This window comes from Lactobacillus sp. UMNPBX15, assembly GCF_002553785.1.
GTDB lineage: Bacteria > Bacillota > Bacilli > Lactobacillales > Lactobacillaceae > Lactobacillus > Lactobacillus crispatus.
Window position 1 is genome coordinate 1 of sequence record NZ_PCYV01000016.1, and the last position, 13,689, is coordinate 13,689.

Consider the following 13,689-nt stretch of genomic DNA (forward strand, 5'->3'; position numbering starts at 1 on the left):
ATTAAAAAATCAATTTACGAGAAAGATCTATTTACACAAAAGATTTGACAGTTTCAGAACCGCGCATGAATAAAGTTGGTTCTATTAGTTCAGATGAATTATTCTTGCTCGACTTCATTAAACCATGGTCTAAATTTAAATTAACCAGTAAGTAAAAAACAGCTCGTGATCTACTATTTTGTAGACACGAGCTGTTTTTTTACTTGAATAAATCGTTAAAACTTTCACTCATCGTTGGGTGCGTATAAATTTGATCCCGCAAAACATGTGCTGGTATTTTCATTTTCATAGCCAAACTGATTTGATTAATTAATTCATATGATTCAGCGCCATATAAAGTTACACCTAAAATCTGGTTATTAGCTGGATTAATTAGAGCCTTAAATAAACCACGTGGGTCTTTCAGTACTTGTGCTTTAGGAATTGCAGCTACCGGCAACTTTTTCAATTCATATTCAACTTTCTGTGCCTTTGCTTCTTTTTCATTTAGGCCAACTCGAGATAAAGCTGGCGTAATAAACACACTATATGGCACATTAATTCGATCACTTACTTTCCTTTGGGCATCCCCATATAATTGGTCCTTAATAATTCGAAAATCATCAAGCGAAATATAGGTAAATTGCAAGCCGCCTTTAACGTCTCCAATTGCCCAAACATTTTTGACATTAGTCTTTAAATAATCGTCAACTACAATTGCACCACGTTCAGTTAGCTTAATCTTAGTATTTTTTAAGCCGAGATTCTCAGTATTTGGCTTTCTACCAGTAGCAACTAAAATTCGATCAGCAGTTATTGTTAAAGACTCGCCATTTTTCTCATAATAAATAGTATGGTCATCAACTTTAGTAATCCTTACACCTAATTCAAATTTTACGCCATTAAGTTCCAGATCACGCTTAATTTCAGCCGCAATATCATCATCTTCACGTGGCAAAAAATTATCGTGCAAGTCCAATACGGTTACTTCTGAACCATATTCTGCAAACATTGAGGCAAATTCTAAGCCAATATAGCCAGCACCAATAATGACCAACTTCTTAGGTAATTCAGCTTGGGCCATAGCAGCAGTTGAATCAAGAATAGCACTACTTTCTGCCAGACCGGGAATCGGCAACATCACTGGAACTGCTCCAGTGTTAATAAAAATTCGCTCACCGCGGTATTCTTCTACTTGACCATTTGTTAAAGTTACAGCAACTTCATGGTCTCCTGTAAACTTAGCAGTACCATCAAGCACAGTCACTGTTTTCTCATCTGCTAGCATATGGTAATTCTTCCCGCGTAACATTGAAGTCATTTTGTTTTTACCATTAACTGCATCTACGAAATCCACGCCATTACCCGCTTCGATAATTAAGCGTTTAGATGGCAGACAAGCAATATTAATGCAAGTACCACCATACATTTGATTAGATTTTTCAATGACTAGGACTTCTTCGCCCTTTTTCGCTAAAAATTTAGCTAGCGTTTTGCCGCCTTTACCAAAGCCGATAATAATATTCTTTACTGTTTTCATAATTAAATCCTCTAATTCAACAATTTGTTGTTCCCTATTGTGAATGATTACAGCATTTTTGTCATCTTTTTTGTTTGGCAATAAAAAAACAAAACCTCCTAAAAGCGAGTCGCCTTTAAGAGGTTTGCTAAAATTTCTGTTGATCGGGCATCGTGAATAAGGATTCTCGATGCAACACTTTCTTTAGTATAACGATGTTTGGAAGTTAGATCAAGCACGATTTTTAGAATGATTAAGTTAATCGATTATCTATTTTTTTATTTTTAGAGAAATCCCTTGATACAAGAGTAAGATGCCTCCACGTACGTGGAGAATACAGCCACGTTGGAACGGTGATATTGACAGCCTTGGGATCACCTCCACATACGTGGAGAATACTCTAAATATGCATCTTCCATTAATGCACCAACAGGATCACCTCCACATACGTGGAGAATACTTGATCAGTGACATAAGTTTCACCAGTGATTGAGGATCACCTCCACATACGTGGAGAATACCTCAATAGCGAGTAAGCCAATCGCCCACTTTTAGGATCACCTCCACATACGTGGAGAATACTGACACTTATAATCAACAAAATGTTCAGCTTGGGGATCACCTCCACATACGTGGAGAATACCTAAACATTTGCAAGTTGGTTTGGACGTTTTGGGGATCACCTCCACATACGTGGAGAATACTTGAATTTAGCTTCATCATAAATTTTTGAATGAGGATCACCTCCACATACGTGGAGAATACTGATCCCGAAAGGATCAAAGAGCTAACGAGGAGGGATCACCTCCACATACGTGGAGAATACCACTTGAAGGCGTTAAAAAAGAAATGTCGGTCGGGATCACCTCCACATACGTGGAGAATACGGAAATACTTCTTTATAAGTAATTGCATTGACAGGATCACCTCCACATACGTGGAGAATACACTAAACAAATCCCGCTATATCAATGATCCTTAATTCAAATCATAACATTTTCAATCACTTTTAAGAAGACTCACTTTTCAAAATTTATGTAATTAGATATTCAAAGTTAATTGAATAAAATAAGATTCTCTTTTTCTGATTCGTTGACTAACTCCCCGATCATCGTTAAGCTTCATCCAATTTTGATTTAGCAGCTTAGCTTCAAGATACATCTGAAAGATTTGTTCATCTTGCAAATTTTGTAATTTTTTACAATCAGCACCAATAATATTGCTAATTATGGCATTAATTGCTCTCCTTCCCTGATTGATAGTACGTGTTTTTTTAGGCATATAATGAAAAGGCTTAGAAATACCTTTAATTTTTTATTTAACTTTCGCAGTTTTTCAAATAATTGACTATAATCCATATCAGCGCTTAATGATTGTTTTAATAAATTCAAATTATCCATCAGATAAAAAACAGCTTGATCAAACTTCTTATCACTCAATAGTGCTTTTCGCGTCGACCGTTGGGATAGTAAATTAGGCAAAAATGTTGAGAATAAGCACAGCAAGATGAATAACCTAGCTTTAAGAAGAGCAATGTTATCAGCCATGAATATTGATATGATCAACCACCGCTTCTATCATGATCTTAATTTCCGAGTTGACACTTTAATTCCAGAACAATACGGTAAATTTCATGATGGAAGTATTCCTGGTTATCCATATAATCTTAAAAAAGCAAAACAATTGCTAGATCAAGCTGGATATAAATATCAAAAAGGTGCCAAATTCCGTAGTCAGCCTAATGGTAAACCATTAACAATTAACTTAGCAGTTCGCGCATCGTCACCAAACGCGGAATCTATCTGGTCCAATTATATTCAACAATGGAAGAAGGTCGGCTTGAATGTACGTTTTTTAGGCGGTCGACCAATGGAATTCAATTTTTGGGTTCAAGCAGTTAAAGCCGCAGACCCTAGAATTGATGTACTTGAGGGTGCCTGGGGCTTAGAAGATGCTTCACCAAATAGTCTCTATGGTCAAAGTTCGCAATTGAATTTTGCCCGGTTTGCTTCTAAAACCAATAATAAACTATTAAACGATATCGACAGCCAAAAGGCCTTCGATCCTAACTACAGAGTTCAAGCCTTCAAAAAATGGCAAAGATGGATGCATGATCAAGCCTATTTCGCACCAATCTCTAATAGTTATGAATTGACCGCCGTTAATGCAAATGTCACTGGCTGGTCAGTTAAATACAATAGTAATGTCTGGTATGACGCCGGCTTTGTTAAAAAATAATTCTTAATATAATATCAACTTGCTCAAATAAAAGAGGGAACTAAATCAGATCGATTTAATTCCCTCTTTTTATTATTCTATTTTAAGCGCCGTGATACTTAACCAAACTGTAAATATCAACATCTGGCAACTTTTCTCTACCATGTAAATCTGGTAATTCAATATAGAACGCAGCACCTACAAGCTTACCACCAAGATTTTCGATTAATTCTTTAGAAGCTCTTAAGGTACCAGCAGTAGCCATCAAGTCATCACACAGAACCACCCTTTGACCCGGCTTAATTGCATCTTTATGCATTTCCAAACTATTTGAGCCATATTCCAAGTCATAGGAAGCACGTTCAACTTCTCTTGGTAACTTATGTGGCTTTCTTGCAGGTACAAAACCTAAGCCTAATTCAGTAGCTACAGGACAACCTACAATAAAACCACGAGCTTCAGGTCCAACAATTACATCTGCCTTCTTACTCTTAGCATATTCTGCTAATTCATGAGTAGCGGCATGATACAATTCACCATCTTGCAAAATCGGTGTGATGTCACGGAAAACAATGCCCTTGTTAGGAAAATCCTGAACACTTGCAATATATTTACTAAAATCAACTGCCATAAGAAGCAAAACCTCCCAAATTCTGTGTGTTTGTATTCAAACACTTTTGACCAGTATATTTTACCAGATTTTAACAATAAAAACACTGAAAACAGGATAATTATCTAATTATTTGCCAAATTATTAATATATGTAATTAAACGTTGACTTGGCATCGTCCGCAATTGACTGACAAACTTAATTTGCGAAGAAGTTGCCATCAAGTATTTCGATGCCGTTAATGGCTGCTTCTTAGGAGCTGGGGCACCGACTAGCTTGCCTTCGTCTAGTTTTACAAAACCAAGTTCAAAAAATACTCTCAGAATGAAAAGCACACTATCATAATCTAAACCTAAATATGGTGCTACGGTTCGATAATCTGCTGGGGTTAATGTTGGATGGCTATAAATATACTTTAAAACATTTCCAAAATAACTTTTAGCTGGAATTTGCTCGACTGGTAATTGATCAAGCAAAAAACGCAAATAGATCTGTTGGTAATTCTTTTCCAAAGCTTCATCCAACTCAACTTGATTACGTGGCACATCAAGTAAAGCGATCGTTTCACCTGTTTGATCATAATCTTTAACCAAACTAATCTTATCTTCATCGATTTGCAGTCTATTACGCACAATCGGAATATTTTTTTGATCAAATAATAGATAGCGATCAGCAAAACCCATCACATATTTTTCTTGACGTAAATCGATTACCGGCATTGGGACGGCTAATTTAGGGGAAGCAAAAGCGAGACCAGTCATAATTCCTTGTAAAGAAATTTGCTTTCGGTAAGTGTTTAATGATAACTGCACAAAAATTTTAGAAATAAATGGTAAAAGATTATTATTCAAAAAGCCCTTATTAAAACCAACTACCGCTAAATTTCCACCTTGCTTGTTAACAGTAAATTTAACGTGATTCTTATCTTTACCCATTTTAAAAAAGTGAGTGATCGTTGGATCAGAAATACTAAAAATTGGTTGTGGATCACCCGTACCAAAAGGTCCTACCTGGTTGATTTGCGCTAAAGTTTGCGGACTTAATCCTTTCATAGGTAGTTCCATATCATAATCTTTAGTTTCAAGACCACCCTCGACTTGGAAATTATTTTCAAATTGATCTCGTAACGGAGCAATTTTTTCTTCTTCCATTGACAAGCCACAAGCAAAATCATGACCACCAAATTTTGTTAAGTATTGGTCTTTAATAGGATTCAATGCATTAAATAAATTAAATCCAGTAAATGAACGACCTGATCCTTTAATTTCACCTGCAGCATTTTTAGTTAAAACAATTGTCGGCTTATGTGTTTTTTCAACAATCTTATTAGCAACTAACCCCAAGACACCTTCATGAAATTCTGGATCATATAAAACTAAAGTATTTTGCTTCTGCCAGCTATTTTTTTGAATCAAATCCATACATTTTTCATAAACTTGAGTGGTCAACTCTTTACGCTGATTATTAAGTTCTTCAATCCTATCAGCAATTTTTTGTGCTTCAAGGTCATCATCACTTAGTAAAAGCTCAACCGCCAAATTAGCATTATCTAACCGGCCGACAGCATTCAAACGTGGAGCAATATTGAATCCTACATCAGTCTCATTGATTCCACCTAAAGTTAGACCAGCATTTTTAATTAAAGCACGCAAACCAGGTCGCTCTGTTTGATTAAGCATTTCCAGGCCACGCTTAACAATAATATGACCCTCACCCGTGACTTTAACCATATCACCGATCGTACCGATCATTGCTAAATCAAGTAATTCGGGCATCGTATCTTGCATTAAACCACGACAAATTGTATAAGCGACTCCAGCACCGCAATAGTCATCAAAAGGATATTTTTGCCCAGGATAATTACAATGGACAGTTGCATAAGCAGCTGGTTTTTCTTCCTGAAAAGTATGATGATCTGTCAAAATCACATCAACGCTATGCTCCTGCGCATATTTAACTTCTTCAATCCCAGTAACTCCATTATCAACTGTGATAATTAATTTAGTTCCATCAGCTACAATATCTTGGTATCGAGCTAAATTAGGACCATAACCATCTTTAAAGCGATCAGGGATAAAATAATGAACATCTGCACCCAAAATACTTAATGTCTCTGTCATAATGGTTGTTGCGGTAATCCCATCGGCATCGTAATCGCCATAAATAGTAATTTTTTCACCATTATCAATTGCTTGATTAATTCGCTCAATCGCTTTATCCATATCGTGCATAAGTGCTGGATCAGCTAAATTATCTTCTGTAGCATTAAACCAAAAATCGAGCTTTTCGTCCGTATTAATACCGCGTAAAGCAAATAACGTAGCTGCGATTGGACTCAATTGATACTTTTCAACTAAGTCTGGTGCTAATTCTTGAGCTGTTCTTTCTTGCCATTTCATTAATTATCAAACACCTTATGTTTTTTTCAAAACGAAAAGGCACTCATGATTGAGTGTCTTTATTACAAAATCTATTATAATTTTAACGCAAATCTAAATCAGGTTAAAGATTGTAGATTTTTATTTTAACTTGAAAATCTTTAAATTATTATCGGTAGCTTTTTCCGTTTTAATTAAATTGCCACGGATAGCCCAGCGATTCTTGCCCCCATCAGCACAAGTGATCAAAGTTACGATATTTTTCTTCGTATTATCAACTAGCCAAACAGCTGTAGGATCAACAATCTTTTTCATATAAATTCGATAAACATATACTTTATTAAGATTAGTTAGATAAATTAACTCTCCCCTTTTGACATCTTCTAATGGTGAAAATAAGATACCTTTTGCTGTCATATAGTGACCCGCCAAAGGATAATTTCCCTTACCCATCACTTGATCAGCTCGCATCGTACCACCGCCTGTCGACATGGCATCATCACTCATGCCTAACATAATTGGCAAGGACATATTTACATCAGGAATTGCTAACGCACCAATCGCACCAGAAGTTTTCTTAACTTGTGATCTTGTTGCTTGCGCTATTCCCAATGATTTTACTTTACTAAAATCATACATCCCTTTTTTACGTAGATTTTCCGTAACTTTACTTTTATTCAAGCCGTTGAGAGTAGATTGCTGATTATGACGAATCATTTGATTGCTAATTTGTTTATTAAAGATTAGCGCCACACCAACGATTAAAAGGATAATGCCCAAAACTCGTAGTATAATTCTACTAATATTTGTTTTCTTTTTAGCCATTTTATTTTCCCTTGATATCGTCATCGTTCATCTTCAACACTGCCATAAAGGCATCTTGAGGCACTTCTACCCGCCCAACAGCCTTCATGCGTTTCTTACCACGTTTCTGCTTTTCTAGCAATTTAGCACGACGATCTGGGTCACCAGTATGAATCTTCCAAGTAACATCCTTACGATATGGCTTAATGGTTGCACGAGAAATAATCTTAGCACCAATTGCACCTTGAATATCTACTTCAAAGTTTTGCCGTGGAATTAGTTTCTTCAGCATTGAAGTCATTTGTCGAGCCCGGTCTTGAGCTTCCGATCTGTGAGCAATAAAGCTCAAGGCATCAATTGGCTCCTTGTTAAGCAAAATATCAATCTTAACTAAATCAGTTGCGCGGTAACCTGTAATTTCATAGTCTAATGAAGCATAACCCTTAGTCGATGACTTTAAATCATCAAAGAAGTCAAAAATAATTTCAGCTAATGGCATGTTGTAAATAACATTCACACGATACTTATCAAGATAATCCATAGTGACAAATTCGCCACGCTTACGTTGACAAAGTTCCATTACCGGACCAACAAAGTCATTTGGCACCATAATCTCTGCCTTAACATAAGGCTCTTGCACTTCTTTGTATTCCCCTGCATCAGGTAAATCAGACGGGTTATCGATAACCTTAGTTGAACCATCGTTCATAATTGCATGATAATCAACCGATGGCGCTGTCATGATCAAGTCAAGATCAAATTCTTGCTCTAATCTTTCTTGAACTACATCCATGTGAAGCAAGCCTAAGAAGCCACAACGGAAACCAAAGCCCAAGGCCGTTGAAGTTTCTGGTTCGAATTCCAAGGCAGCATCATTCAGTTGTAGTTTTTGCAAGGCTTCCTTTAAATCTTCATAGTCTCGATTATCAACAGGATACATACCTGAATATACCATTGGTGGAATTTGACGATAGCCTGGCAGAGCTTCTGCAGTAGGATTATCTGCTTGAGTAATCGTATCACCAACCCGAGTTTCACGAACTGACTTGATATTAGCAGTAATGTAGCCTACATCCCCGGCGATCAGGACATCCTTCTTAATTGGATGAGGACTTGAAACACCAACCTCGGTAACTTCATATTCCTTACCGGTATTCATAATTTGAATCCGATCGCCTGCCTTAACCATGCCATCTTCAATTTTAACGGACATTACCACACCACGATAATCATCATACTTTGAATCAAAAATTAAGGCTTTCAGTGGTGCTTCAATATCACCAGCTGGCGCCGGGATGTCCTTAACCACTTTTTCCAACATATCCTTGATGCCTTGACCAGTTTTACCTGAAACTTCAGCAGCTTCAGAAGCATCTAAGCCGAGCATCTCTTCAATTTCTTCCTTTGTTTTAGGAACATCAGCTGATGGCAAGTCAATCTTATTGATAACTGGCAAAATTGCCAAATCATCATCAATTGCTAGATAGGTGTTAGCTAAAGTTTGAGCTTGTACACCTTGAGAAGCATCAACTACCATCAAAGCCCCTTCACAAGCAGCCAAAGAGCGTGATACTTCATAAGAGAAGTCTACGTGCCCTGGTGTGTCGATTAAGTGGAAAATATAGTCTTCACCATCTTCAGCATGGTATTTAACTTCAACAGAGTTCATCTTGATAGTAATTCCCCGTTGGCGTTCGAGCGGCATATCATCTAACATTTGATTCTTAAGTTGACGCTGACTAACAGTATCAGTTAATTCCAAAATTCTGTCAGCAATAGTTGATTTACCGTGATCAATGTGTGCCACGATCGCAAAATTTCGAATATGTTTTTGATAGTCTTTTAATTTTTCTAAATCCATAAAATCGTTCACCCTTTACTATGTAATAATTATTATAGCAAAGCTAGATAAAATCACGAAATTGTAGCATAATAATTTCCAAATTTAATAATACAAGGAGTTTAATGATGATAACTGAAAAATCAGCCGGTGCTATCATCTGGCGCAAACAGAAATCACAACTAGAATATCTAATGATTCAAAGTCAACCTTATAAACAATTTCCAAGTGCTTGGGGATTTACTAAAGGACATTTAGAAGGAACAGAATCTAATGAGGACGCTGCACAAAGAGAAGTTTATGAGGAAGTGGGTCTTAACCCTAAATTTGACTTTACGTTTCATCAAGTTGATACATACCATTTAACAAAAAATCGCCAAAAAGAGGTTACTTTCTTTTTAGCAGAATTTATTGAAGGACAACAAATTAAACTACAAGAAAGCGAAATTCGTCAAAGTGCCTGGTTAAGTTATGATGAAGCTCAAAAATGTCTGGCTGCACAAAATTACAAAGAATTCAGCTACAAAGAACTTCAATTAATCTTAAAAAAAGCAAACAGTTATCTTCTAAACAAAACAAAATAAAATAATATTTTTTCATAGAAAAAGATTTCTACCGACAAAGTAGAAACCTTTTTTAGCATTTACATATTAAACTTATCTTTTAAGCGTTCAAAAAATCCTTTTTCTTGTGGTGTAATATTGCCACCACCATCATGAACAAAGTTGGTCAAATCTTTCTTTTGCTTATCATTAATGTGCTTTGGAATAACAATATTAACTGTAGTAATTTGATCACCATTGCCATTACCACGAAGATATGGCACACCCTGTCCACGCAAAGTAAACTTCTTATTAGGTTGCGTACCAGCTGGAATAGTTAGCTTTACATCACCATGCACAGTCTTAACGTTAATTTCATCTCCTAAAGTAGCCTGAGCAAATGAGATTGGTACTTCTGTATAAATAGTCTGGCCACGACGCTCAAAATCTTTAGATGGTTTAATTCGATAGTTAATATATAAATCACCATATGGTCCGCCATTTATACCTGCTTCGCCTTGGCCTTGATATCTAAGTTGTTGACCATTGTCGATTCCCGCTGGAATATCCACTTCAATAGTATTCTTACGGTCAACTGTTCCTTTACCGCCACAGGTTTTACATGGATGCTCAATAATCACACCACGACCATGACATTTGTCACAAGTGGTTTGACGACGGATCATGCCCAACATTGATTGTTGAGTAATTGTCATATAACCAGTTCCATGACATTTATCACAGGTAATTGGATGTGTACCTTTTTCACAACCATTACCGCCACAAGTCTCACAAGTTTCGCTTCGAGTATAGCTGACCTGGGTCTTTTTGCCCTTAATGGCATCCATAAAATCAATTGTCAATTGATAATCCAAATCTTGGCCACGTTGTGGTGCAGTTGGATCAACCCTCTGTTGACGGCCTTGACCAAAAATATCGCCAAAGATATCGCCAAAATCACCAAAGCCAGAAGTATCAAATCCGGCACCGCCAAAGCCTTGACCAGCTCCACCACCAAAGCCACCTTGACCATTTACACCAGCAGAACCAAATTGATCATACTGCGCACGTTTTTGCTTATCGTGCAAAACCTCATAGGCTTCGTTAACCTGCTTATACTTTTCTTCAGCTCCAGGTTCATGGTTTAAATCTGGGTGATATTTTTTGGCTAATTTACGATATGCCCTACTTATTTCCTGATCACTGGCGTCACGATCTACGCCAAGTACTTTATAGTAATCTTCTTGTGCCATCTATTTGAACTCCTTGTATTCTCAAAAGAAAAGAACTACTCAATGGGTAGTTCTTTTCTCCTTTTGTTTAATTATAAACCCATTACTTATTTGGATCTACTTTGTGGAATTCACCATCTTGGGCATCACCGTTGTTGCCATTATTTGAATTACCACCTTGTGGGCCTTGAGGACCTGCTTGTGGACCAGCTTGACCAGCAGCACCACCATTTTGTTGATACAACTTAACAGCTAAGTCTTGAGCAGCCTTGGATAAAGCATCTTTCTTTTCTTTCATTTCATCCAAGTTGTTGTCCTTTTGGGCTTTCTTCAAAGCTTCAAGAGCATCTTCAACTGGCTTACGATCGCTATCAGAGAGCTTATCCTTAGTATCTTTCAAAGTCTTATCTGTAGTAAAGATTAATTGATCTACTTCGTTTCTAAGGTCTGCTTCTTCCTTACGCTTCTTATCTTCATCAGCGTGTTCTTCAGCATCCTTTTGCATACGTTTAATTTCTTCATCTGATAAACCGGATGAACTCTTAATAGTAATCTTTTGTTCCTTGCCAGTACCCATATCCTTAGCAGATACATTTACAATACCGTTCTTATCGATATCGAAGGTAACTTGAATTTGAGGAACACCACGTGGTGCTGGTGGAATATCAGTTAATTCAAAGCGGCCAAGAGTCTTGTCGTCTGCAGCCATTGGACGTTCACCTTGCAATACGTGAACATCTACAGCTGGTTGATTATCTGCTGCAGTTGAGAAGATTTGACTCTTTGAAGTTGGAATAGTAGTGTTTCTGTCGATTAACTTAGTGAAGACACCACCCATGGTCTCAATACCAAGTGACAATGGGGTAACATCAAGTAAAACAATATCCTTAACATCACCTGAGATAACACCACCTTGAATTGCTGCACCCATAGCTACAGCTTCATCAGGGTTAATTGAATGGTCAGGTTCCTTACCAGCCCATTCCTTAACTGCCTTTTGAACAGCTGGAATACGAGTAGAACCACCATTTAAAATAACCTTGTCAATGTCATTAACAGTAAGACCTGCATCCTTCAATGCATTGTCAAATGGTACCTTAGTCTTTTCTACCAAGTCAGCAGTTAATTCATCAAACTTAGCACGAGTTAAATCTGCTTCAAGGTGTAATGGACCAGCTTCGCCAGCAGAAATGAATGGAAGTGAGATATGAGTACTTGATACACCTGACAAGTCCTTCTTTGCTTTTTCTGCAGCATCCTTTAAGCGTTGCATTGCCATCTTGTCCTTCGACAAATCAACACCATTTTCATCCTTAAAGTTCTTAATTAACCAATCCATGATACGGTGATCAAAGTCATCACCACCAAGATGAGTATCACCATTAGTTGACAATACTTGAAAGACACCATCACCTAATTGCAATACAGAAACATCAAAAGTACCACCACCAAGGTCGTATACTAAGACTTTTTCATCTTGGTCTTTATTTAAACCGAAGGCTAATGCTGAAGCAGTTGGTTCGTTAATAATTCTTTGCACATTCAAACCAGCAATCTTACCAGCGTCCTTAGTAGCTTGGCGTTGAGCATCATTGAAGTAAGCAGGAACAGTAATAACAGCATCCTTAACTTCTTCACCCAAGTAATCTTCTGAGAATTTCTTAATATATTGTAAAATAAATGCTGAAATTTCTTGTGGTGTATATTCCTTATCACCAACTTTAACCTTATAATCAGCTTCACCCATGTGACGCTTAATTGAAACAATGGTATTAGGGTTGGTAATAGCTTGACGCTTTGCTACCTCACCGACTTGAATTTCACCATCTTTAAATGCAACTACTGAAGGAGTAGTCCGGTTACCTTCTGGATTAGTGATAATCTTTGGTTCTTTACCTTCAAGAACTGCAACTGCTGAGTTAGTAGTCCCAAGGTCAATCCCAATAACTTTTGACATATATTAGCTTCCTCTCTTATTGAGCAACTACAACCATTGCTGGTCTTAGTGTTCTATCCTTATATTGATATCCTTTTTGTAAAACCTGAACAACGTGATCTTTTTGATCATCATTCTCAGCTGCTACTGTTTGAACAGCTTGATGTAATGTCGGATCAAATTTAACGCCATCAGCCTCAATCTCAACTACACCGTGATCTTTCATTGCCTTCACAAGTGCATCCAGGGTCATTTGCACGCCCTTCTTTAACTGCTTAGACACATCATCATCGGCCTCAACGCTTAGGGCTCTTTCCAAATTGTCCATTGCTGGCAAAATGTCCTTCGCTAAGCTTTGAGATTCGTACTTAATTAATTGAGCACGTTCTTTAGTGTAGCGATTTTGCATATTTTGAATTTCTGCTTCACTACGCAAATACTTATCTTCAAGATCCTTGTTCTTATCTTTTAAATCAGCTAATTCTTTAGCTAATTTTTGATCTTGTTTATTTTTTTCTTGCTTCTTTTCTTCACCTTTATCGGCTTCTTTTTTAGCCTTAGGCTCAGAAGTCTTTTCTTTTTGCTCTAGATTTTTTTCACTTGGAAATTCTTCTTTACTCACGGCTAACCTC

10 protein-coding genes, 2 pseudogenes and 1 CRISPR repeat array are annotated in these 13,689 nt (G+C 37.1%); of the genes and pseudogenes, 3 read left to right on the forward strand and 9 right to left on the reverse strand.

Going from position 1 to position 13,689, the window contains the following annotated elements; genetic code table 11:
* Positions 1-29: 29 nt before the first annotated feature.
* Positions 30-155, forward strand: a pseudogene (locus tag CP366_RS10645) (phospho-sugar glycosidase domain-containing protein); the annotation flags it as partial.
* A 44-nt stretch (positions 156-199) separates the two neighbouring features.
* Here the strand turns inward: CP366_RS10645 and CP366_RS05250 are convergent.
* Both CP366_RS05250 and CP366_RS05255 read right to left on the reverse strand, forming a co-directional pair.
* Positions 200-1,519, reverse strand: coding sequence for an FAD-dependent oxidoreductase (locus CP366_RS05250; RefSeq protein WP_089148116.1), 1,320 nt, complete (start codon positions 1,517-1,519; stop codon positions 200-202).
* A gap of 289 nt (positions 1,520-1,808) precedes the next feature.
* A CRISPR array of direct repeats spans positions 1,809-2,446; the repeat unit is 28 nt; unit sequence GGATCACCTCCACATACGTGGAGAATAC.
* A gap of 93 nt (positions 2,447-2,539) precedes the next feature.
* Positions 2,540-2,779, reverse strand: a complete 240-nt coding sequence (locus CP366_RS05255; RefSeq protein ID WP_089145791.1) for a hypothetical protein — start codon at positions 2,777-2,779, stop codon at positions 2,540-2,542.
* A 165-nt stretch (positions 2,780-2,944) separates the two neighbouring features.
* Here CP366_RS05255 and CP366_RS05260 point away from each other — a divergent pair.
* Positions 2,945-3,736, forward strand: a pseudogene (locus tag CP366_RS05260) (ABC transporter substrate-binding protein); the annotation flags it as partial.
* Between the two features lie 82 nt (positions 3,737-3,818).
* Here CP366_RS05260 and CP366_RS05265 read toward each other — a convergent pair.
* The 4 genes from CP366_RS05265 to lepA all read right to left on the reverse strand — a co-directional run bounded on the left by CP366_RS05265 (position 3,819) and on the right by lepA (position 9,368).
* Positions 3,819-4,346 (reverse strand): adenine phosphoribosyltransferase, encoded by a 528-nt coding sequence (locus CP366_RS05265; protein ID WP_089148115.1) that lies wholly within the window; start codon positions 4,344-4,346, stop codon positions 3,819-3,821.
* Between the two features lie 104 nt (positions 4,347-4,450).
* Positions 4,451-6,724, reverse strand: coding sequence for a single-stranded-DNA-specific exonuclease RecJ (recJ, locus tag CP366_RS05270; protein ID WP_013086484.1), 2,274 nt, complete (start codon positions 6,722-6,724; stop codon positions 4,451-4,453).
* Between the two features lie 120 nt (positions 6,725-6,844).
* Positions 6,845-7,528 carry a class A sortase gene (locus CP366_RS05275; RefSeq protein WP_057726507.1) on the reverse strand — a complete coding sequence of 228 codons (684 nt, stop codon included), beginning with the start codon at positions 7,526-7,528 and terminating at the stop codon, positions 6,845-6,847.
* Position 7,529: 1 nt separating this feature from the next.
* On the reverse strand, positions 7,530-9,368 hold the full coding sequence (gene lepA, locus CP366_RS05280) for a translation elongation factor 4 (RefSeq protein WP_013086486.1): 1,839 nt from the start codon (positions 9,366-9,368) through the stop codon (positions 7,530-7,532).
* 107 nt (positions 9,369-9,475) lie between these two features.
* Between lepA and CP366_RS05285 the strand changes: the two genes are divergently transcribed.
* On the forward strand, positions 9,476-9,931 hold the full coding sequence (locus CP366_RS05285; protein WP_013086487.1) for a bis(5'-nucleosyl)-tetraphosphatase: 456 nt from the start codon (positions 9,476-9,478) through the stop codon (positions 9,929-9,931).
* A 59-nt stretch (positions 9,932-9,990) separates the two neighbouring features.
* Here CP366_RS05285 and dnaJ read toward each other — a convergent pair whose 3' ends face one another.
* The 3 genes from dnaJ to grpE form a co-directional block, all read right to left on the reverse strand.
* Positions 9,991-11,142 (reverse strand): molecular chaperone DnaJ, encoded by a 1,152-nt coding sequence (gene dnaJ / locus CP366_RS05290; RefSeq protein WP_005719254.1) that lies wholly within the window; start codon positions 11,140-11,142, stop codon positions 9,991-9,993.
* 82 nt (positions 11,143-11,224) lie between these two features.
* The gene (gene dnaK / locus CP366_RS05295) at positions 11,225-13,078 is read right to left on the reverse strand and encodes a molecular chaperone DnaK (protein WP_013086488.1); all 1,854 of its coding nucleotides are present in this window, start codon (positions 13,076-13,078) and stop codon (positions 11,225-11,227) included.
* Between the two features lie 16 nt (positions 13,079-13,094).
* Positions 13,095-13,679 (reverse strand): nucleotide exchange factor GrpE, encoded by a 585-nt coding sequence (grpE, locus tag CP366_RS05300; RefSeq protein WP_005719257.1) that lies wholly within the window; start codon positions 13,677-13,679, stop codon positions 13,095-13,097.
* Positions 13,680-13,689 lie beyond the last annotated feature (10 nt).

What these genes read in the sequence shown, in the direction of transcription:
- CP366_RS05250 (WP_089148116.1), bottom strand. Translation starts at nt 1,519, where the DNA reads ATGAAAACAGTAAAGAATATTATTATCGGCTTTGGTAAAGGCGGCAAA.
- dnaJ (WP_005719254.1), bottom strand. Translation starts at nt 11,142, where the DNA reads ATGGCACAAGAAGATTACTATAAAGTACTTGGCGTAGATCGTGACGCC.
- lepA (WP_013086486.1), bottom strand. Translation starts at nt 9,368, where the DNA reads ATGGATTTAGAAAAATTAAAAGACTATCAAAAACATATTCGAAATTTT.
- recJ (WP_013086484.1), bottom strand. Translation starts at nt 6,724, where the DNA reads ATGAAATGGCAAGAAAGAACAGCTCAAGAATTAGCACCAGACTTAGTT.
- CP366_RS05275 (WP_057726507.1), bottom strand. Translation starts at nt 7,528, where the DNA reads ATGGCTAAAAAGAAAACAAATATTAGTAGAATTATACTACGAGTTTTG.
- CP366_RS05265 (WP_089148115.1), bottom strand. Translation starts at nt 4,346, where the DNA reads ATGGCAGTTGATTTTAGTAAATATATTGCAAGTGTTCAGGATTTTCCT.
- dnaK (WP_013086488.1), bottom strand. Translation starts at nt 13,078, where the DNA reads ATGTCAAAAGTTATTGGGATTGACCTTGGGACTACTAACTCAGCAGTT.
- CP366_RS05285 (WP_013086487.1), top strand. Translation starts at nt 9,476, where the DNA reads ATGATAACTGAAAAATCAGCCGGTGCTATCATCTGGCGCAAACAGAAA.
- CP366_RS05255 (WP_089145791.1), bottom strand. Translation starts at nt 2,779, where the DNA reads ATGCCTAAAAAAACACGTACTATCAATCAGGGAAGGAGAGCAATTAAT.